Annotated in this window: 18 protein-coding genes and 1 pseudogene; 7 read left to right on the plus strand and 12 right to left on the minus strand. The window is 66.7% G+C overall.

What is annotated here, in order from left to right:
- The first annotated feature begins 1 nt into the window (after nt 1).
- On the plus strand, nt 2-778 hold the full coding sequence (locus MNAB215_RS15100) for an SDR family NAD(P)-dependent oxidoreductase (RefSeq protein ID WP_077079564.1): 777 nt from the start codon (nt 2-4) through the stop codon (nt 776-778).
- 12 nt (nt 779-790) lie between these two features.
- Here MNAB215_RS15100 and MNAB215_RS15105 read toward each other — a convergent pair whose 3' ends face one another.
- From MNAB215_RS15105 to MNAB215_RS15130, 7 genes and pseudogenes are all read right to left on the minus strand, one after another.
- Nucleotides 791-1,702 carry an SDR family NAD(P)-dependent oxidoreductase gene (locus MNAB215_RS15105; protein WP_077079565.1) on the minus strand — a complete coding sequence of 304 codons (912 nt, stop codon included), beginning with the start codon at nt 1,700-1,702 and terminating at the stop codon, nt 791-793.
- Nucleotides 1,703-1,717: 15 nt separating this feature from the next.
- A complete protein-coding gene (locus MNAB215_RS15110) occupies nt 1,718-2,911 on the minus strand; it encodes an acetyl-CoA hydrolase/transferase C-terminal domain-containing protein (protein WP_077079566.1) in 1,194 nt (397 codons plus the stop codon).
- Nucleotides 2,908-4,044: an acyl-CoA dehydrogenase family protein gene (locus tag MNAB215_RS30690; RefSeq protein WP_425436539.1), complete on the minus strand. Its 1,137-nt coding sequence runs from the start codon at nt 4,042-4,044 to the stop codon at nt 2,908-2,910. Before MNAB215_RS30690 ends, MNAB215_RS15110 begins: the two co-directional genes overlap by 4 nt.
- A gap of 63 nt (nt 4,045-4,107) precedes the next feature.
- Nucleotides 4,108-5,226, minus strand: a pseudogene (locus tag MNAB215_RS30695) (acyl-CoA dehydrogenase family protein); the annotation flags it as partial.
- Nucleotides 5,223-6,713: a class I adenylate-forming enzyme family protein gene (locus MNAB215_RS15120; RefSeq protein ID WP_077079568.1), complete on the minus strand. Its 1,491-nt coding sequence runs from the start codon at nt 6,711-6,713 to the stop codon at nt 5,223-5,225. The gene MNAB215_RS15120 and the pseudogene MNAB215_RS30695, both read right to left, overlap by 4 nt.
- A gap of 25 nt (nt 6,714-6,738) precedes the next feature.
- Nucleotides 6,739-7,959: a cytochrome P450 gene (locus MNAB215_RS15125; protein WP_077079569.1), complete on the minus strand. Its 1,221-nt coding sequence runs from the start codon at nt 7,957-7,959 to the stop codon at nt 6,739-6,741.
- 25 nt (nt 7,960-7,984) lie between these two features.
- Nucleotides 7,985-9,139, minus strand: a complete 1,155-nt coding sequence (locus MNAB215_RS15130; RefSeq protein WP_077079570.1) for a thiolase family protein — start codon at nt 9,137-9,139, stop codon at nt 7,985-7,987.
- 141 nt (nt 9,140-9,280) lie between these two features.
- Between MNAB215_RS15130 and MNAB215_RS15135 the strand changes: the two genes are divergently transcribed.
- The 3 genes from MNAB215_RS15135 to MNAB215_RS15145 are packed head-to-tail and all read left to right on the plus strand — an operon-like array spanning nt 9,281 to nt 11,890.
- On the plus strand, nt 9,281-10,780 hold the full coding sequence (locus MNAB215_RS15135) for a class I adenylate-forming enzyme family protein (RefSeq protein ID WP_077082032.1): 1,500 nt from the start codon (nt 9,281-9,283) through the stop codon (nt 10,778-10,780).
- 11 nt (nt 10,781-10,791) lie between these two features.
- The gene (locus MNAB215_RS15140; protein WP_077079571.1) at nt 10,792-11,094 is read left to right on the plus strand and encodes a hypothetical protein; all 303 of its coding nucleotides are present in this window, start codon (nt 10,792-10,794) and stop codon (nt 11,092-11,094) included.
- 1 nt (nt 11,095) lies between these two features.
- Entirely contained in the window at nt 11,096-11,890 is a 795-nt protein-coding gene (locus tag MNAB215_RS15145) for a spirocyclase AveC family protein (protein WP_245830323.1), read from the plus strand.
- Between the two features lie 59 nt (nt 11,891-11,949).
- Here the strand turns inward: MNAB215_RS15145 and MNAB215_RS15150 are convergent, their stop codons facing one another.
- Nucleotides 11,950-12,891, minus strand: a complete 942-nt coding sequence (locus MNAB215_RS15150; RefSeq protein ID WP_077079572.1) for a class I SAM-dependent methyltransferase — start codon at nt 12,889-12,891, stop codon at nt 11,950-11,952.
- An 88-nt stretch (nt 12,892-12,979) separates the two neighbouring features.
- Nucleotides 12,980-14,209: an amidohydrolase family protein gene (locus MNAB215_RS15155; protein WP_077079573.1), complete on the minus strand. Its 1,230-nt coding sequence runs from the start codon at nt 14,207-14,209 to the stop codon at nt 12,980-12,982.
- A gap of 146 nt (nt 14,210-14,355) precedes the next feature.
- Here MNAB215_RS15155 and MNAB215_RS15160 point away from each other — a divergent pair, with 146 nt between their 5' ends.
- Genes MNAB215_RS15160 through MNAB215_RS15170 form a run of 3 tightly spaced genes read left to right on the plus strand, consistent with a single transcriptional unit; the run spans nt 14,356 to nt 15,756 of the window.
- Entirely contained in the window at nt 14,356-14,967 is a 612-nt protein-coding gene (locus MNAB215_RS15160) for a TetR/AcrR family transcriptional regulator (protein ID WP_077079574.1), read from the plus strand.
- Nucleotides 14,964-15,404, plus strand: coding sequence for a pyridoxamine 5'-phosphate oxidase family protein (locus MNAB215_RS15165; protein WP_077079575.1), 441 nt, complete (start codon nt 14,964-14,966; stop codon nt 15,402-15,404). The genes MNAB215_RS15160 and MNAB215_RS15165 overlap by 4 nt, the downstream gene beginning before the upstream one ends.
- Nucleotides 15,405-15,429: 25 nt before the next feature.
- Nucleotides 15,430-15,756 (plus strand): hypothetical protein, encoded by a 327-nt coding sequence (locus MNAB215_RS15170; protein ID WP_077082034.1) that lies wholly within the window; start codon nt 15,430-15,432, stop codon nt 15,754-15,756.
- 16 nt (nt 15,757-15,772) lie between these two features.
- Here the strand turns inward: MNAB215_RS15170 and MNAB215_RS15175 are convergent, their stop codons facing one another.
- The 3 genes from MNAB215_RS15175 to MNAB215_RS15185 are packed head-to-tail and all read right to left on the minus strand — an operon-like array spanning nt 15,773 to nt 18,417.
- Nucleotides 15,773-16,783, minus strand: a complete 1,011-nt coding sequence (locus tag MNAB215_RS15175; protein WP_083746126.1) for a DUF2889 domain-containing protein — start codon at nt 16,781-16,783, stop codon at nt 15,773-15,775.
- A gap of 10 nt (nt 16,784-16,793) precedes the next feature.
- Nucleotides 16,794-17,228 carry a Zn-ribbon domain-containing OB-fold protein gene (locus MNAB215_RS15180; RefSeq protein WP_077079576.1) on the minus strand — a complete coding sequence of 145 codons (435 nt, stop codon included), beginning with the start codon at nt 17,226-17,228 and terminating at the stop codon, nt 16,794-16,796.
- Between the two features lies 1 nt (nt 17,229).
- Nucleotides 17,230-18,417: a thiolase family protein gene (locus tag MNAB215_RS15185; RefSeq protein WP_077079577.1), complete on the minus strand. Its 1,188-nt coding sequence runs from the start codon at nt 18,415-18,417 to the stop codon at nt 17,230-17,232.
- Between the last annotated feature and the right edge of the window lie 80 nt (nt 18,418-18,497).

Consider the following 18,497-nt stretch of genomic DNA (forward strand, 5'->3'; position numbering starts at 1 on the left):
AGTGCGCGGCAAGGGTTATGTCGTCGTCGGCGGAACGGCCGGTATGGGACTGGCGGCAGCACGCGCGCTGGCGCGCGAGGGTGCGTCCGTCGTGGTGGTCGGTCGTGACGCCGACCGGGGCAAGAACGCCGCGGAAGAACTCGTCGCCGCTGGTGCGGCCTCGGCGCACGGCCTGGCCTCCGACGTGAGTCAGCCCGGAGCGGCAGTGGCCGCCGTCGACAAAGCCGCCCGGATCCTGGGCCGGCTCGACGGCATTGCGGTCACCATGGGCACCGCCGGGATGATGCCCATCGACTCCGACGACGACGCCTGGGACACCGCGTTTCACGACGTCCTGCTGGCGACGACCCGCAGCGTGCAAGCGGCATTGCCGCACCTCGCGGTCAATGGCGGCGCGATCGTGACCACCGCCGCGTACTCTGCCCGCTCGCCGCACGAGCCGCGGCTGCCGTATGCCAGCCTCAAGGCGGCCGTTGCCACGTTCACCCGTGGCATCGCACGCACCCACGGCAAATCGGGCATCCGGGCGAACAGCGTTGCCCCCGGCGCCGTGGAAACCGATGCGTTGCATGCCATCCGCGGATACGTCGCCGAAAGCAAAGGCTATCCCTACGACGAGGCCCTCGAGCGGGCGCTGGTGGAGGACTTCGGGTTCGACGCCGCGCTCGGTCGCCCCGGCCAGCCGGACGAGATCGGCGCGCTGATCGCCTTCCTGCTGTCGGACATCTGCGCGTTCGTCACTGGACAGACTATCTACGCCGATGGCGGGGCACCGTAATCCGTTCGGAATTCAGTCCGTCGGCAGCGGCCCGGCCAACCCGCGGGGAGAGGTCCCGTAGAGCCAGCTGACAGCCTGCCCAATCTCCGAGAATGTCAGCGAGACACCGTCTTTGGCATGGTAGACGCGCGGCATTTCGGTGAAGCCCTGGATGCGGCTGAGCTTGTCGCCGTGGATGCGTAGGATCTGGCCGGTCAGCCAGGACGACTGCGCGGACTGCAGCCAAGCGACCACGGCCGAGCTGCGGGCGGGATCCAGCGCCGGATCGTCGGCGCGGGCTCCGAACACGTCGGCGGTCATCCGTGACATCGCCAGCGGTGAGATCGCATTGGCCGCAACACCGTAACGCTTTGCTTCCATGGCGGTGACGACGGTCAAGTTCGCGATCGCTGCCTTGGCTGCGCCATAGGCACTCTGCCCGACATTGCCCCACAGGCCCGCGCCGGACACCGTGTTGACGACGCGCGCGTCGATCGGGTTGCCCGCCTTGGACTGTGCCCGCCAGTAGTCGCAGGCATGCCGGGTGACGGCGAAGGTGCCTTTGAGATGCACCGCGATGACGGCGTCCCAATCGGCCTCGCTGGCGGCGGCCACCATGGAATCACGCAGGATGCCCGCATTGTTCATCACACCGGTAAGAGAACCGAAAGTGTCGACGGCGGTGGAGATCATGTCGGCGACGTCGTTCCACGACGACACCGAACCCGTGTGTGCGACAGCCTTGCCGCCGGCCGCCTCGATTTCGGCGACAACGTCGGCCGCGGGGCCTGCCCCGTCGCCGACGGAGCCATCCCGACCGACGCCCGGGTCGTTGACGACGATGGCTGCCCCCTGCTTGGCCAGCTCGAGGCAGTGGGCGCGGCCGATGCCTCGACCGCCGCCCGTCACCAAAACGACCTTGCCGGTCAGCGGACCTTCAGGCATTGCGCGTTATCTCCTTCATTCCGTAAATAATTCGGCGATGAGCGTGCGCCGCTGCGACCAGTCTGCTGCGCGCAGGTCGACGTATCCGGACTCGGTGACGATCAGGTCGACGTCGTGGGCGGGGGTGGAGGCGGGCCGGCTGAGCTGCTCGACGAGCGGCGAGCGCCCGTTCACCCTCGTCGGCACGGCGATGATCGACAGTCCGCCGCTACTCACTCGGGCGGCGGCGCAATAGTCGGGATGCCCGCCGATGCCGCCGATCACCTTGTCGCGCAAGCCTTCGACGTTGATCTGCCCGTATTGATCGATCTCGATGGCGGTGTTCACTGCGACCAGCGGTGCGCCGCGCGACAGCCGGGTGAGGTCGTGGGTGTAGTCGAGTCCGCGCAGGATCCGGCGCCCGTCGGCCCACTCGTAGAGCGAGTCACTGCCCAGTAGATACGTCGCCGACGGTGTACCCGCCAGCAGGCCGCGCCGATCGAGGTCGACGACGGCGTCGGTGAGTAGCCCGGTGTCGATATGCAACGGGACCTGTGCCCGGCGCAGCAGTGCGGTGCCGAGCTGCCCTGGCCCGTACTGGATCCGGGCGTCCTCGGGGAGTAACCGCAACACCGCATCGGCGAGCGCGTCGTGAATGAGCTCGGGCTCGCGCTCGGGTATACGCACCGGTCCGCTCCCAACACTGCCGAGCACCTCGACGACCGACGGGTCGAGCGCAGGCCCGGCGTCCGCCGCGGGAGCCGAGGTGTCGATGACGGCGAGAGTCCTTGTGCCGCTGTCGATCAACTGGCGCTGCCAGGACACCTCGGTGCCGAACTGCAGCAAGCCATCCCGACGTACCAGCCGGGTGAGCAGCACGTCGGGCCGCAGCACGTCGGCGAGCAGCGCGGGAATCGCCCCCAGCCGCGTCGGCAGGAACCGCGCCTTCGAGCTGCGTAATATGTCACGCACGCCCCACCCGGGCATCAGCGCAACCACGTCGGCGAACGCGTCCGCGTCGAGGCCGTCGATCGGGGCAGGCAGCCAGCCCAGCACCAGGCGCACCGAGCCGACCTCGCTGGCGGCGGCGCTCAGCGCCGCGCCGACCGACCCGCCGTCGTCGAGGCAGCGCAGCGAGCCCACTCCGTCGCCGAGGGCAACCATCGTTCCAGGGCGCAGCTCAGCGCGCAGCGCGGCGGTGAAGTCGGCCGCGGTCAAACTCGCCGTCATCGCGGTTCTTTGGGAAGCCCGAGTACCCGCTCACCGAGAATGTTGCGCTGAATCTCGCTGGTGCCCCCCAGAATCGTCTGCGCCCGCCCGACCAGCATGTGGTGCACCAAGCCGTCCTCCGCGGGGTCGGTGCACGCATCGGTACCGAGCACCTCGGTCGCCATGTCACCCAGGTCCTGATCGGTTTCCGACGTCATCAGCTTGAGCACCGAGAAGGCCGGCGACGTGAGGTCGCCGGAGTCGATGGCGCGCTGCCAAGTGTAGCGCAGCAGCCACATCCGGGCCCACAGCCGGGTCATCGACCTCGACAGCATCGGGTCGAGCAGGTCGCGGTCACGGGCAGCGTCGACCATGCGTTCGTGTAGGCGGAACATCGAGACCGCCTGCGAACCCAATGTCAGGCGCTCACGCCCCAGCGTCACCATCGCCACGGTCCAGCCCTGACCGACGTCACCGATCAGGGCGTCGTCGCCGAGTTCAGCGCCGTCGAAGAAGACTTCGTTGAACTTGCTCTCACCGTCCATCTGCGTCAACGGGCGGACTGTGACCCCCGAGATGTCCATGGGCACAACGAACATCGACAAGTCACGGTGCTTTTCTGGACCCGTGCGGGCGAGCAGCAGGCCGAATCGGGCCGAGGCGGCCGCCGAACTCCACACCTTCTGGCCATCGATCCGCCAACCGGTCGTGGTGCGCTCGGCTCGGGTGCGAACGCCGGCGAGGTCTGATCCGGCGCCTGGTTCGGAGAACAACTGACACCAGACGTCGTCGCCCAACCGGATCGGCTCCAGGTAGCGGTCCTTCTGCTCCTGGCTGCCGAACTTAATCAGCACCGGACCGACCAGGTCGGCACCGGTGATGTTCAGCTGACGGGGCACGTCGGCGCGTGCGCACTCCTCGGCGAACACAGCCTGGTAGGCCACCGTCGCTGCGGCACCACCGAACTCACGCGGCCAGTGCAGGCAGGCGTAGCCGTGGTCGGCGAGGTAGCGGTGCCAGATCCGGCCCGGCCCGACGTCATCCGCAGTGGGTGTGGGCCCGTAGTTCCGCAGACCGGCCGGCCTCGGCGCGCTGTCCAGAAACGAGCGGATCTCCGCGCGTAGGGCGTCGACGTCGTTGCGGTCTTTCGTCACTTCTGGCGAAGCCGACAGCTGAGTCGACGGGTCCAGCGCAGACAGCCGATCCCAGTGCTGAGCCGGGCTGCCGAACACCACCTCGTCGGTCCGGGCGCGCCGGAAGTACAGGTGCGCGGAATCCTCCCAGGTGAAGCCAATGCCGCCGTGAATCTGGACATTCGCTTTCGCCGCGTTGCGCAGCGCCTCCGAGCACACCGCCTTGGCCATGCTCGCGCGCCAGTCCGCTTCGCCGGCGGCCGCAGCATCCGAACCGTCCAGGGCATCCAGGGCCGCCTGCGAGGCCGACCGTGCCCACTCGAGATCGACCAGCATGTCGGCGCACTTGTGCTTGATGGCCTGAAAGCTGCCGATCTGCCGACCGAACTGTTCGCGGGTGCGGGCGTAATCGGTGGCGATCTCGAGCACCCGTTCGCACGCGCCCACCTGTTCGGCCGACAGCACCGCCAGGGCAATGTCGACGTTGCGGTCGACGACGTCGCCGAGGGGGCCGTCGCCAGACAGCCGCAGGGCCGGTGCTGCGCTCAGCGTGATGGTGGCCATCGGTCGGGTGCCATCGAGCACGCGTTCAGCCTCGGCGACGACGCCTTCGACGGCCGGATCAAGCAGGAACACCGCCGGTTCGCCGTCCTCCGCAATGGCGACGACGACGAGGTCGTCGGCGGCGCCGCCGCCCAGAACGTGGCGCACCGCGCCGTCGATGGTCCACCCGTCCGCGGATCGAGCGGCGCGCAGCGTCACCGCGGACGGACGCCACAACCCGCCGTCGCCGGTGAGCGCTGCGGCCGCGGTGCGGCGACCTTCGATCAGACCCGTGAGCCGCTTGTCGGCATCGGGGTCTTGCTCGGTCAGGTCGAGCAGCAGGCCGGTGGCCAGCACCGTGGAACTGACGAACGGCACCGGGGCCAGCGCGCGGCCGAGTTCGTGGGCGACCACACCCAGCGCGGACGCGCCGTAACCGGCACCGCCGAGGTGCTCGGGCAGCGCGATGGCCGCCACCCCGACCTGGTTGCACAGCACGTCCCACAGCACCGTGTCGAAGCCGGAATGTCCGTCTGCGCCGCCATCGCCGTCCTCGCCGTAGGCGACGGCGCGTACTCGGTCCTCGGATGCCAGTCGCTCACAGGCGGAGCGCACGGATTGCGCGAGTTCCTGACGTTCGTCAGCGGACAACGCCGTCATCGGGTTCCTCCTGCGATCTGCCGGGCGAGCTCGGACTTGGCGACCTTGCCGAGCCCGGTCAGCGGGAACTCGTCGACGAGGACGAGTCGCTCGGGCCACTTCTGCTTCATCAGCCCGCGTTGGTCGAGGAACGTGCAGAGCTCATCGAGGGTGACGTCGCGATGGCGTGGTGAACGACGCACGACCGCGCATACCAGCTCACCGCGCAGTTCGTCGGGCTGGCCGAGGACGGCGATCTCGTCGACCAGGGGGTGGGCCAGCAGTTCGTTCTCGATCTCGTCGGGGGCGACGTTCTCGCCCTTGCGAATGATCAGATCCTTCGTGCGGCCCGTGACCACGATGCGCCCGTCCGGTCGAAGGTGGCCCCGGTCGCCGCTGCGAAACCAGCCGTCCGCGCTGAGAGCCTCGGCCCACTGCTCGTGCTGCAGGTATCCCGGAGTCAGGTTGTCGCCGCGCAGCTCGATCTCGCCGTTCGCCGCGATGCGCACCTGCGATCCCGGGATCGGCCGGCCCGCGCTGTTGGCCAGTTGCTCGTCGGTGTCGGTGATCTCGCTGACGCAGATCATCGGCGCCTCTGTCATTCCGTAGGCATGCACGACGGGTACACGTAGGTGTTCACGCACCTGCCTGTGCACCTCGGGCGGACACGCGGCACCCCCGCCGATCAGCATCCGCAGCGACGGCATCAGTAATTCGTTTGTCGGCGCGGCCATTTGGGCGGCCAGGAGCATCTGGTAGAACGCGGTGCTCGCTCCGGTCACCGTCACCTGGTGTTCGGCGAGCACCCGGGGCAGGTCGTCGGCGGAAACCTTGGGGATGAGCACCACCGGAAAGTCGCCGAACAGGGCGGTGGCGAGATAGACCATGCCGCCGATGTGTGCGATGGGAAAGGCGATCGTGCCGACCTCGCGCGGATGGGTGCCGACACCGAGATGAGCGGTGAAGCCCCTGGCCGCGCTGAGCAATGTGGCGTCGGAGTGGCGGACGGCTTTCGGGCGGCCCGTGGTGCCCGACGTGAAGTACACCCAGCGCGGCTCCGCCGGCGAGAGGGGTGCTTGGTACTCGGCACCTGCGGCCGGCGAGGTCCGCAGCCGGTGGACGAAGTCGGGAGGCACCGTGACCGTCGGTATCCCCGGCGCAGCATTGGCAGCCGTCGACTCGTCGACCAGCAGGATGTCCGCCCGTGCGACGTCGACTGCCGCGCATACCTCGCGGCGCCGGTAGAGGTGCAACACCGGCGCCTGCACCACGGGCATGCGGGCCAGCGCGAGCATCACCACCGCCGCGTTGACGTGGGAGGGCAGCTGACAGGCGACCGTCATACCGGGACGCACGCCGACATCGGGCAACCATCCCGCGGCGGCCGATGCCAGCCCGGCTACCTGCGACACGGTGAGTGTCTCGCCCGAAACGTCGCGCAGCAGCGGACGATCCGGCCGGCCGGCGGCGCACTCGTCCAGCAGCCCGGCGATGGTGCCAACCGTCACCGTGTTCTCCCGTCCCGACCGGCCGTCAGCCCACCCGCGGGCCGGGCGTGAAACTGACCGGCAGCTTGCGCACGGCGTACACCTCGCCCGCGTCCTCGAACAGGCTTGGCTCCCCGGCCAACTCGAAGTCGGGTAGCCGAGTGAGCACCTGAGTGACCATCACGTCGAACATCAACTTGGCGTAGTGCGAGCCCAGGCAGCGGTGCATGCCCACGCCGAAAGCCATGTGCTTCTTGGCATTCGGGCGGTCGAGGTCGAGTTCGTCGGGGTTCTCGAACATCGCGGGGTCGCGGTTGGCCGCCGCCCACATCAGGATCGCCCGGTCGCCCTGGCACAGCTGCTGGCCGTGGAATTCGGCGTCGCGCGAGACGGTGCGCGCCAGGCCGAGGGTCGGGGTGTACAGGCGCAGCAGCTCATCGGTGGATTTCTTCACCAGACTCGGATCAGCCTTGAACTTGGCGCGCAGCTCGGCGTCCTTGCACAGCCGCAACAGCACATTGCCGGTGAAGCCACTGGTGGTGTCCATGCCACCGAGCATCATCAGCACCGTGTACATGGTGATCTGGCCATCGTCGAGCGGTTCGCCGTTCAGTGTTCCGCGCAGGATGTCACTGAACAGGTCATCGCCGAGGCCCTTGGCGCGGCGCTGCTCCATGTGCTTGACGATTTCGCCGAACATCTCCATCCCCGCGATCCCGGCCTTTTCCGGGTCGTGGGCACGGTCGTGCACGGTGGTGTGCACCCAGCCGACCCAGTCCATGAACCGCGACTCGTCGAAGTTCAACAGCCGCAGGATCAAACGCGCCGGCAACGGCGTCGTCAGCTCACCGACGAGATCGCACTTGCCGCGCTCGATGAAGGCGTCGATCGCCTCGTTGGTCATCTCGACGGCGGCCGCACGGAACCTTTCCGCCGAACCCGGCGAAAAGCGCTTGAGGGTGACCTCACGCAACTCCTGGGTCTCTGGCGGGTCCGATTCGATCGGCAGGATCGGCAACGGCAGCTCACTGGCCGGCACACCTACCGACGGATAGGAGTTGAACAAGTCATCGTCGCGGGCCGCTTCGAAGACCGATGCGTAGTCGACCAACGCCCAGAAACCATCGTAGTGCTCGGAATGTGCTACCGGACAGCCTGATTCGCGCATATCGCGGAACCGGCTGTAGGGGTCGTCGCGGAATTCGGCCGAGTGGTGGTCGAGGTCGACCTCGGCGCGTGGGCGCGATTCCGCCTGGGTGTCGGTCATCGGCGGTACTCCCTTCGGTTGGCTGCTACTTGGACAGGATGGCGACGGCCGCGGTTCCGGGTGCCCCGTACAGCTGGGCCAGCCCGACCCGCGGATCGCCAGGCACCTGACGGTCACCCGCGGTGCCGCGCAGTTGGTGGACGAGCTCGTAGACCTGACGAAGCCCGGATGCGCCGACCGGTTCGCCGTTGGCCAGCAGGCCACCGTCGGTGTTGATAGGCAACCGGCCGCCGATCTTGGTGGCGCCGTCGGCGAGCAGCGCCTCCTGTTCGCCGTCCTTGCAGAGCCCCGTCTCGGCCATGTGGATGATCTCGGACCCGGAGTCGGTGTCCTGCAGCTGCGCGACGTCGACGTCCTCGGGGCCTATCCCCGCCAACTCATAGGCGGCGCGGGCGGCCTCCGCGGTGGTGCCGGGCACGATGGGCAGCTCGATCGAGGTACGAAGAAGCTCGTAGGCGCCCTCGCGGCGGCTGCGCAACGCAGTCGAGCGCAAGTAGATCGGAGTGTCGGTGTACTGCTTGGCCACCTCGGCGCGGCACACCACCACGGCGGCAGCGCCCTCGTTCGGATTGCAGTACATGTATTGGCGCAGTGGGGCATTCACGATCGGAGAGCTCAGGATCGCGTCGACGCTCATCGGCTTGCGGCGCCACGCGTGCGGCGCCAGCGCGCCATTGTCGAAGTTCTTGGCCGCCACCTTGGCCAGCGTCTCCTCGGTGATGCCGTGATCGTGCATGTAGCGCATGATCTTGGTGCCGAAGTAATGCGTGGTCAGGAACATGCCCTGATCGCCATACCATTGCGGCAACCCCGAGACCGACGGGTCAGCGCCGAAGGCGCCGCGCGGATGCTTGTCCAGTCCAACACCGACCGCAATGTCGGCTTCGCCGAGTTGGACGTCTCGCGCGGCCAGGGTCAACAGCGAGTTACCGGTCGCGCAGCCGCTCAACGTGGCCCTCGCCGGGAGACCGGTCATCCCGGCCAACCCCGTCACCGCCTCGGGATTGGCCACCTCGAGGCTGCCCGCATACAGGCTGCCCACGTCCGACCACTGCACCCAGGCATCGCGCAGTGCCCTGCTGATCGCCACGGCGCCCATCTCCAGCGCCGACCGGTCCTCGTACCGCCCGAACGGATGAAGTCCGACACCGATGATGGCGATCTCGGGCGTGCTGCTCATCGTGTTCCTTCCGGCAGGCGGCAACGTGGAGCCCCCCGGGGGAGCGTGCGCGTTGACGTGGACGCCACTAAGCCTATAACTATATAGCGAATTCTAAAAAGGGTCCTAGAATCTGCGTAGTCGTGAATGAAGGCCGAGGCGTTGAGCATTTCGTTGTTGTTGGAGATGGCGGTTTCGGGTGACCCCGACCGGCTGGCGCTGGTCGACGGCGCCGATCGGTTGACCACCGGCGAGCTCAGTGCGTTGGCCGACGGGGGAGCGGGTGTGATCGCCGCCGCCGGGGTCGAACACGTCGCCTACGTCGGGTCGGGCGGGCTCCTGCAGCCGCTGGTGATTTTCGCCGCGGCCCGCGCGGCGGTTCCGTACACCCCGATCAACTACCGATTGAGCGCCGAGGGTGTCCGGGAGTTGATCGAACGGCTACCCCATCCGCTGGTGATCGTCGACGACCGTTACCGCGAACTGGTCGGCGATGCCGGCAAGCGCGTGATGTCCTCCGAGGACTTCTTGGCCGCGGCACGCACCACCGACGCCGTAGCAGAGTTCGCCGATCCCGACGACATCGCGATCGTGCTGTTCACGTCGGGCACCACCTCCAAGCCGAAGGCGGTCGAGCTGACCCACGGCAACCTCACCAGCTACATCACCGGCACCGTCGAGTTCGGTTCGGCCGATGACACGGATGCGGCCTTGATCTGCGTGCCGCCGTATCACATCGCCGGGGTCAACGCTGCGATGTCGAACTTGTATGCGGGCCGGAAGATGGTGTACCTGGCCAACTTCGACGCTCGCGAATGGGTGCGCCTCGTCGCCGAGGAGAAGGTGACGACCGCGACCGTCGTGCCTACCATGATGGACCGCATCGTTGCCGCGCTCGAACGGGAGCCCGTCGAGCTGCCGACGCTGCGCAATCTGGCCTACGGTGGATCGAAGGTAGCACTTCCGTTGGTGCGCAAGGCGCTCGACTTGATGCCGCACGTCGGATTCGTCAATGCCTACGGTCTTACCGAAACCAGTTCGACGGTCGCGGTACTCACCCCCGACGACCACCGCGATGCGCACCGCAACCCAGACGAGTTGCTCGCCAAGCGGCTCGGTTCGGTCGGACAGCCGGTGCCCGGCATCGAGGTGCAGATCCGTGACGAGAACGGCGCCGTGCTCGGCCCGGGTGAACCTGGTGAACTCTTCGTCCGCGGCGAACAGGTTTCCGGCAAATACACCGGCATCGGCTCGGTGCTCGATGATGAGGGCTGGTTTCCCACCAGGGACATCGCCACACTCGACGAGGCTGGCTATCTCTTCATCACCGGCCGTTCCGACGACACCATCATTCGGGGCGGTGAGAACATTGCGCCCGCCGAGCTCGAAGACGTGCTCGTCGAGCATCCTCATGTGCACGAAGTCGCTGTGGTCGGTGTCGAGGATGCCCAATGGGGGCAGGCCATCGTCGCCGTGGTCGTACCTGCTGCGGGCATCGATCCGGATCCCGACGAACTGCGGGAGCACGTCCGCAAGTTCCTGCGAGGATCACGCACCCCCGACCGGGTCGTCTTTCGCGACGAGCTACCGACCAATGCAACCGGAAAGCTGCTTCGCCGCCAGATCGTCGAAAGTCTCCGCGGCGTGATCGTCGAAAAGTAAGGAACGACAACATGATCAAGAACGGCACGCGGCTACAGAGCCAGGTCTGCGACACCCAGGTGATCGTCGTCAAGGCGGCCGACAGCCTCGACGATCTGCGTTGCGGAGGCCGGCCGATGCTGCCACTGGATGCCGAGCGGCCCGCCGACGCCACGCCCGACCCGGCCTTCGCCGACGGCAGCACCATGGGCAAACGCTACGTCGACGACCGCGACGCCGAGGTACTGGTCACCAAGGCCGGCGCCGGGTCACTCAGCGTCGGCCCGACGCCGCTGGCGCTCAAGGAAGCCAAGCCGCTGCCGGCCAGCGACTGAAATGACACGTACGAGCTACGGCGTGCTCGCGGCTGGACCCCTACCTCCGTCAAACGCCGCCTGGCTGATGGAGATTGGCGGTTGGATCGTCTTCGGCCTAGTGGCCGTGTTCCTGCTCTACCGCTGGCGCAAAAACGGCCAGCCGGACACTGCTGCGTTGCTGTTCATCGGGTGCTTCACCATGTGGTGGCAGGAGTTCTACGCCGACTGGGGTGCCTACCTGTACTACAACCCGGATCTGGCGCTGCTGTCCTGGGGAAAGACCCCGTACACCACCCCGAACAAACCGGTGTACGTCTTGGCCGGCTACGGCTGGTTCTATGCCGGCGGATTCGCAGCCGTGTTGACCCTGTTCCGATGGTTCCGGCGCCGCTATTCCTCAGTGAACTACGTTGCTGCCCTTCTGATCTCCGTTTTCATCCCTTTCATGTTGTGGAACTTCGTCACCGCTGACGGGGTATCCTATGTGACGAACTGGTTCCAGTACCTAGAGTCGATCGGGCCGACCATCCACACCGACAAGGGCGGCCTGCAGCTGATCTATCAAGGTGTGCCGCTGGGAATCTTTGCCGTTGCCGTGGTCGCCAGCCTCGACCGGCGCGACGTCGCCGGGCGCACCTGGTTCGAACGGGCGCTTGACGTGCGACCCGTCATCACCAGCTGGGGGGAGCGGGCACACCAGATCGTTGCCTGGATCGTCGGGATGAACGTTCTCTACGGGGTGTTCCTGACCCTGCCGCTGGTGATCGCGCGCATCCTGTTCTTCCCCAACAATTCCTGGATCCCCAACCCGTGACAGCCGAGCAGACTATCGATGCGTGGATCGCCAATCACGGTCACCTCGTAGCAGACACGTCAGTGCAGTCGGCCTTCGACGAACACGCTTTCCGGGACCGCGGCATCAAGGCCGGTCGGGACTGCCCGGTTACTGGCGGCCATCAGATCGTCTGCGCTCGTCGCAGCCGTGACAGTCCAGCCATGCGCCTGCAGCCAGTCGACGACCTCGGTTCTTTCTTCTTCATAGAGCAAGTTGCCTGACTCGGTGATGTCTTTGCCGCCCAACTTGATTGCGGCCTGCCGGTAGAGTTCCGTCTGCTCCTCGCGGCGCGCGAAACTCTCTGCGCTGAAGAACTCGTTGGTGAACGCTTCGACGGCGACCCGGCTTCCGGGAGCGCTGAGCGACTGGATCCGGTCGAACAACAGGTCCTGGGCGTCGGCTGTCAGATACGGCAGCAGCCCTTCCGCCGACCACGCCGTCGGAGCCGATGCGTCAAACCCGGCCTGCGCCAGCGCCTTCGGCCAGTCCAGACGCAGGTCGATGCCGACGCTGACGTGGGAAGCGATCGGGTCGACGGCATGAGACTCCAAGGTGCCGGTCTTGAATTCCAGCACCTTGGGCTGGTCGATCTCGTAGACCACACACCCTGGAGGCCACGCGAGTCGCCAGGCGCGTGAGTCCAGACCGGCCGCCAGGATCACGATCTGCCGGATGCCTTCGCCGGCCGCCGCGAGAAAGTACTGGTCGAAAAACCTTGTCCGGCAAGCCGTGTAGCCCAGCATTGCCTGGATCCGGTCCTCGAATTGTGGATCGGCATCGACCAATTCGGCCGGCAATTCATCGTCCAGATAAACCCGCCAGATGCCGTCGCCGGCCGCTTCGAGGAACAGTTTCGCGAAGGGATCGCTGATCAGCGGATCGGCGCTCTTGGTCTCCGCCGCCCGCCCGCCGGCAACCCCTAACGCGGTAGCGCCGACGCTCTCGTTGATGTCCCACGTGTCATTGTCGGTTCTGGCCATCGGGATCCCTTTCGTGGCTCTCGGCTGTACCGAGCCTACACGAAAAGTTAGATGTGCTTACTAAGTGGCCAGTAGCGCTGAGCGCGCCTCAGGCGTTCGCCAATTGCGGTGGCTTGACGGCCGCCGGATCGGGGTTGGCGATCGGCAGGCCCATGAAGCGACGGGCGTTGTCTCCCATGAAGTCATAGGTGCGACGTTCGTCCATGCCTTCGGCGTACTGCCAGTAACGCTTGGGCTCGGGCAGGCCTTCGGGATGCGGCCAGTCCGAGCCGAACATCACCTTGTCCCACCCGACCGTTTGCACCACGTCGGCCACCGAACCCTCCCAGAACGGGCTCACCCAGACGTTGCGGCGGAACACCTCGTGCGGATGTTCGGGGAAGTTCTGCGGCATCTTGTTGTACGTCGATTGCAGGTCGTCGAAAAGTGGCTTGATCCAAGCGCTCCCGTTCTCCACGCTGGCGATGCGCAGCTTGGGGAACCGCGTCAACGTGCCGTGGCAGATCAGGCTGGTGAGCATGTCGGCGATCTCACGGTGACCCAGCGCCGTCCACTTGAATGCCGACATCTCGAACGCGCTACTGGTCGACGGCGGCTCCCACTTGTCGATGTACTCCTGCAGTGGAGGTTGGCTGGCGTGCAACACGATTGGCAGGCCCGCGTTCTCGACGTCGCGCCAGAACGGGTCGAACTCGGGCAGCGCGGGGGAGCGCCATCCCTTGTAGCCGTTCACCGGTGCGGGCTTGATCAGCGCGACCTTGGCGCCGTTTTCCAAGATGGAGGCGAGCTCGCGTCGGGCTTCATCGACAATGCCGAGGGTGAGCACCGGCGTGCAGTAGATCCGGTTGGCGTGGCTGAAGCCCCAGTGCTCGAGCATCCACTGGTTCAGGGCGTGGATGATCGCCACCGTCAGGTCGGGATCCTCGGCGGCCGAATGCTCGACCAGGTTGGCCAGCGTCGGGTAGTTCAGGCACGCGTCGACCCCCTGGCGGTCGAGTTCGGCGATCCGGTCCTCGGGGTTGCGCGCGCCCGGCGGCGTGTCGATGCCACGGCCGGACATCTCCCGCATCGACAGACCCTCGGGGTTCTGACCGGAATAGAACTTCTCGTGCGCGCCGGGAGCGGCGACCCGCTCGAACGTCGGGTTCGGCATGTAGTCGGTGATCTTGTTCAGGATCGCGATGCGGGTGTGCCTGCCGATCTGGACGAACTGCACCTTCGGCCGGAACTGCTCGGGCAGATACTTCGTCAGCGCATCAGGGGTCTCGTACATGTGCTGATCGGCATCGAAGATCGGTGCGTCGGTGAACTGCGTCATCGTTTTGCCTCTCGCTATCGACATACGGCTCGGATATGAGCTTGGCGCAATCTGACAGTTGTGTCAAGTCTGCGTATCTAAACGTAGAAAGCAACACTTGAGCTGTAATGATTGCAGTTGACGATACTGTCATATAAAGTCGCCGCATGACGCTGACCTCGGCTTCGCCCGCCGACCGGCAACTGGACGCCACCCGCGGTGAGCGCACCCGCTCGGCGATCCTCGACGCGAGCCGTCGTCTCTTTCTGGAACGCGGCTACGCGGGCACGCCGATCAACGCGATTACCGAGGCGTGCGGCATCTCGCGGGCCGGCTTCTACACCTACTTCAAGGACAAGCGGGAGATTTTCAACGTCCTTGGCAACACCGCATACCACGAGGCTCTCGCCGTCATCGCGGAGTGGGCCGAGGCCGACGAACCGTTCGGTCCAGCCGACATCCGGGCCTGGGTCGGCCACTACTTCGACTACATGGACCACCACGGCGCATTCGTGCTCGCGTCGGCGCACTCGGCGCCCGACGACGACGACTTCCGAAACTCCCGCAACCGCATGGTGACCCGGGCGTCGTGGAAGCTAGGTCAGGCGATCGCCGGCCACGGTGCCCACTCACCGGACGTCGTTGGCGTAGCGGTGATGGGGCTCCTGGACCGGGCCTGGCACACGGTCCACCGGCAGACCGTGTCCGTCGACCGCGACGAAATGATCGCGGTGGTCGCGGAGATGATCGTCGCGATGGCAACGCCTCTCGCATCATGACCCTGCTGTTGCTCGACGCGCCGGAGGTCGTCGAGTTCATCCGTGCCAACCACCGCGTGTTTCTCTTCTGCCGCGACGGCGCCCGACGTCCGATCGGCTATGCCATGCGTTCGGTCGCCTATCGCCCCGCCGCCCGCTGCCTCTACTTCGCCACCTATGCCAAGAGCGCCAAGGTCCAACACCTGCGCTCGGCTCCCGAGGCCGCATGCTTGATCGGCGACGACGAGGGTTGGGTCTCCGTTGGTGGCCTCGCGCACGTCTACCAACCGTCCGCAGCCGAGGTCGACGAACTCATCGGCGAAAGTTCACCGGATCAACGCGTGCCCGAGTCGGTCGTGACGAAGGTCCGCGACCGCCTTCTCAGCGGCAAGCGATGCTTCATCAGGCTGGCCCTCACCGAAGTCCGCGCCGCCGATCTCCCCGATCGACGTGCCTGATCCGCGCAACGTCGGCCCGGTTTCCATGGCTGAGGACGAACTAGCCGAGTTCTTGGCGGACGGGCCGACCGGCGCGATCTGTGTCGTCGACGCCGGCGGCCAGTTACTGGCCCTACCGGCGCGGTTGGTCGACTTCGACTCCGCCACAATCGCCGTCACCGTGGACGGCGTGAATGGCGACGCCACGCAACGCGCTGAGATCCAGGCCTGCGTAGTGGCCGACACCTTCACCGCCTATCGGGACATTCGCGGTGTGATCTGGCAGGGAACGGTGATGTGGCCACCTGCGTGCGATGACGTGGCCACGCTGACGGTTAGCCGCACGCTGACGTTCTCGTTCGCCAACGCATAACCATCCAGAAGCTGCGTTAGCGCACGTGGTCGATCAGCGCTTCGGCGTCGGCGACGCTGCGCAGCAGATCATTGAGATGGGTGCACGTGCTGGTGCCGTCCAGTTCTCGGCGCACTCGAAAGTGTAATTCGCGCAACGTCATTCCGGTGATGCGCTGCGCGCTCGCCACCGCGCCCGGGCACTCCTGCCAGGGCAGCACCCGCGGTGTCGCCCGCGAATCGACGATGACCCCGGTGTCGGCATCCACGGCGGCGGCCAGGATGTACTCGTGGATGATCGTCTCCACCCCGTCGCTCCGCACGTAGGTATCACGGAACATTGCATTGATGCCGACCCGCCCGGCGCTTTCTTCATGGACATCGATGCGCCGTCTGCGGCGCATCGCGTGGCGCGGCAGGGCCGCCACTTGGTGCCACGCCCACGAGTCGTCGCTGTGATCGAGGTCGGGAGCCGCCGGGCCGGTGACGATCACCGGATCGCCCGCCTCGAACGACGTCAGCAGCAACCCGCCGGTCGCGAAGCCCGCACATTGGTCGGCAACCGGCAGGTACCCGGACTTCGTGACGTCGCCGAGCAGGTTGGACGCCGATAGCGCGTGGCCGGATATCAGCGTGGCGACGGGAACGTCATCGAGCAGCGTGTAGCGCAGATCGCGTGCCCGCCGCAGCTCGGGAGCCGCCTTGTCGGCCGCGGCGCGGAACCCGCTCATCGCGGGCGCGCCCGCCAGCCGGGACATCGCGCCAACGGGTGGCGTCACCTCGATGTGACGGACGACGCGGGCGATCAGCTCGATGGTGGCCGAGAGCGTCGCGGTGTCGAGCTCGGTCACCGTTCCGTCAGCCGCCGTCCACAGATCGCGCGCCCGCCCATTCAGATACACCGGGTCCAGCGAGCCCTCGTCGCGGGTCATGTCGATCGACGTGGTCCGGCGCGCGGACCGCGGACGACGCGGCGGATTGCCGGTCGTGGGCTCGTGCACGCCGTGTAGCGGATGAAGCCCGAAGGGCGGGGAGCCCAGGTCCGTCACCGGATGGACTCTAGCTCTCCTCGGCTGGTCGGAACGCGAAGGTCACCAGCGACTGGCCGTCGGCGGTCTCCAGCGTGGTGGTGGTCGACACCAGGGGCTGGCCGATCCGCAATTCGGCCGCGGTTGCGTCGACGATCAGCGTCTCTACCAGCACACCCTCGGCCAACTCGACGAAGCCCACCACATACGGCTGGAACACCTTTGGATCCCGGGTGCCCTTGTACGGCAACGGCGGCGGGAACTCCTGGGTGGTGTAGGTGTAAAGCGTTCCCTCGGTGGACAATTCGATCGCCTCGATGTCGTCCTGGATGTCGGAGTCGCCGTCGAAAAGCTCGGGCCGCTCGGCAGGGAATTTCACCGCACCCGACGAGCGCCTGCGCGACGCGAACAACACCGCGCGGTCGCCGTCGACCCGGAACAATCCCTCGGTGATCAGTGTGGTCATCTCAGGCGACCTCGATGACCATCGCGGCGCCCATGCCACCGCCGGCGCACATGGACAGCACGCCGATACCTCCACCGCGCCTTCGTAATTCGTAGATCGCGGAGGTGACCATCCGGGCACCGGTCGCGGCGATCGGGTGGCCCAGGCTGATGCCCGAGCCGTAGACGTTGACGATCTCCTCGTCGAGCCCGAGTTCGCGGGCACATGCGACCGCCTGCGCGGCGAACGCCTCGTTGATTTCGAACAGTGCGACGTCCTCGAGTTTGCGGCCGGCCAACTCGAGTGCCTTGGGGATGGCGGTGATGGGTCCGCTGCCGGTGCGGTTCGGCTCGACCCCGACCGCGCTCCACGAAAGGATCTGTGCAAGAACGTTGTTCGCGGTGGCCGGGGCGGCGAGCGCCACCACGGCCGCCGCGTCGTTGATGCCCGACGAGTTGCCGGCGGTCACGCTAAAGCCGTCGATCTCGGGATGTAGCACCTTCAGGCCCGCTAGCGACTCCATCGAGCTGCCGCGCCGGGGATGCTCGTCTTCGGCGAACGTGATCGTGCTGCCGTCGGCTTGCGGCACCTGGATCGGCACGATCTCTTCGACGAATGAGCCGGCATCGATCGCCTTGACCGCGCGTTGGTGGCTGCGCAGTGCCCATGCGTCCTGATCTTCGCGGGTGATGCCGTACTGCACGGCGCAGTTGTGCGCGACAGTGATGGACATGTCCAGCGCCGGTGCGTCCGCGGTCGGCGGATGCGACAGCGGAAACCACTGTTCGTAGTCCTCGGGGGACTTGCCGGTGGTGAAGGGCTTGCGCTTCTGCAGTATCGGTCCGGTGGACAGCGACTCCATGCCGCCGGCCAAGATGGCGCGGCTCATGCCGGCTGCGATCTGACCCGCGCCGACGGCGATCGCTGAGAGGCTGGACGCGCACTGGCGGTTGACGGCAAGGCCGGGAATCCCGATCAGCCCGAGGTCCACCGCGACGTAGCGGGCACTGTCGCCGCCACCTTGCAGGCTCTCGGCCAGGACCAGGTCGTCGAACTCAGCCGCGTCAAGGCCAGACCGATCCACGACCGCGGCCACGACGGGCTTGGCGAGCTCGGTCGCGGGCATGTTGGCCAGCGTGCCCTTGCGCGCCGTTCCGATCGGTGTGCGGGCAGCGGCCACAATCGCTGCGCGGGACGTGGTGGTGGCCATGTGTCTCCCAAGATCGTCAGGGGTGACGGGCTGGTTGCCCGATGAGCGAGGCCAGTCTATACCGTTAAATAGATATCGAT

It is taken from the genome of Mycobacterium numidiamassiliense (assembly GCF_900157365.1).
GTDB lineage: Bacteria > Actinomycetota > Actinomycetes > Mycobacteriales > Mycobacteriaceae > Mycobacterium > Mycobacterium numidiamassiliense.

What these genes read in the sequence shown, in the direction of transcription:
- MNAB215_RS15105 (WP_077079565.1), bottom strand. Translation starts at nt 1,702, where the DNA reads ATGCCTGAAGGTCCGCTGACCGGCAAGGTCGTTTTGGTGACGGGCGGC.
- MNAB215_RS15110 (WP_077079566.1), bottom strand. Translation starts at nt 2,911, where the DNA reads ATGACGGCGAGTTTGACCGCGGCCGACTTCACCGCCGCGCTGCGCGCT.
- MNAB215_RS15125 (WP_077079569.1), bottom strand. Translation starts at nt 7,959, where the DNA reads ATGACCGACACCCAGGCGGAATCGCGCCCACGCGCCGAGGTCGACCTC.
- MNAB215_RS15130 (WP_077079570.1), bottom strand. Translation starts at nt 9,139, where the DNA reads ATGAGCAGCACGCCCGAGATCGCCATCATCGGTGTCGGACTTCATCCG.
- MNAB215_RS15140 (WP_077079571.1), top strand. Translation starts at nt 10,792, where the DNA reads ATGATCAAGAACGGCACGCGGCTACAGAGCCAGGTCTGCGACACCCAG.
- MNAB215_RS15145 (WP_245830323.1), top strand. Translation starts at nt 11,096, where the DNA reads ATGACACGTACGAGCTACGGCGTGCTCGCGGCTGGACCCCTACCTCCG.
- MNAB215_RS15150 (WP_077079572.1), bottom strand. Translation starts at nt 12,891, where the DNA reads ATGGCCAGAACCGACAATGACACGTGGGACATCAACGAGAGCGTCGGC.
- MNAB215_RS15155 (WP_077079573.1), bottom strand. Translation starts at nt 14,209, where the DNA reads ATGACGCAGTTCACCGACGCACCGATCTTCGATGCCGATCAGCACATG.
- MNAB215_RS15160 (WP_077079574.1), top strand. Translation starts at nt 14,356, where the DNA reads ATGACGCTGACCTCGGCTTCGCCCGCCGACCGGCAACTGGACGCCACC.
- MNAB215_RS15165 (WP_077079575.1), top strand. Translation starts at nt 14,964, where the DNA reads ATGACCCTGCTGTTGCTCGACGCGCCGGAGGTCGTCGAGTTCATCCGT.
- MNAB215_RS15170 (WP_077082034.1), top strand. Translation starts at nt 15,430, where the DNA reads ATGGCTGAGGACGAACTAGCCGAGTTCTTGGCGGACGGGCCGACCGGC.
- MNAB215_RS15180 (WP_077079576.1), bottom strand. Translation starts at nt 17,228, where the DNA reads ATGACCACACTGATCACCGAGGGATTGTTCCGGGTCGACGGCGACCGC.
- MNAB215_RS15185 (WP_077079577.1), bottom strand. Translation starts at nt 18,417, where the DNA reads ATGGCCACCACCACGTCCCGCGCAGCGATTGTGGCCGCTGCCCGCACA.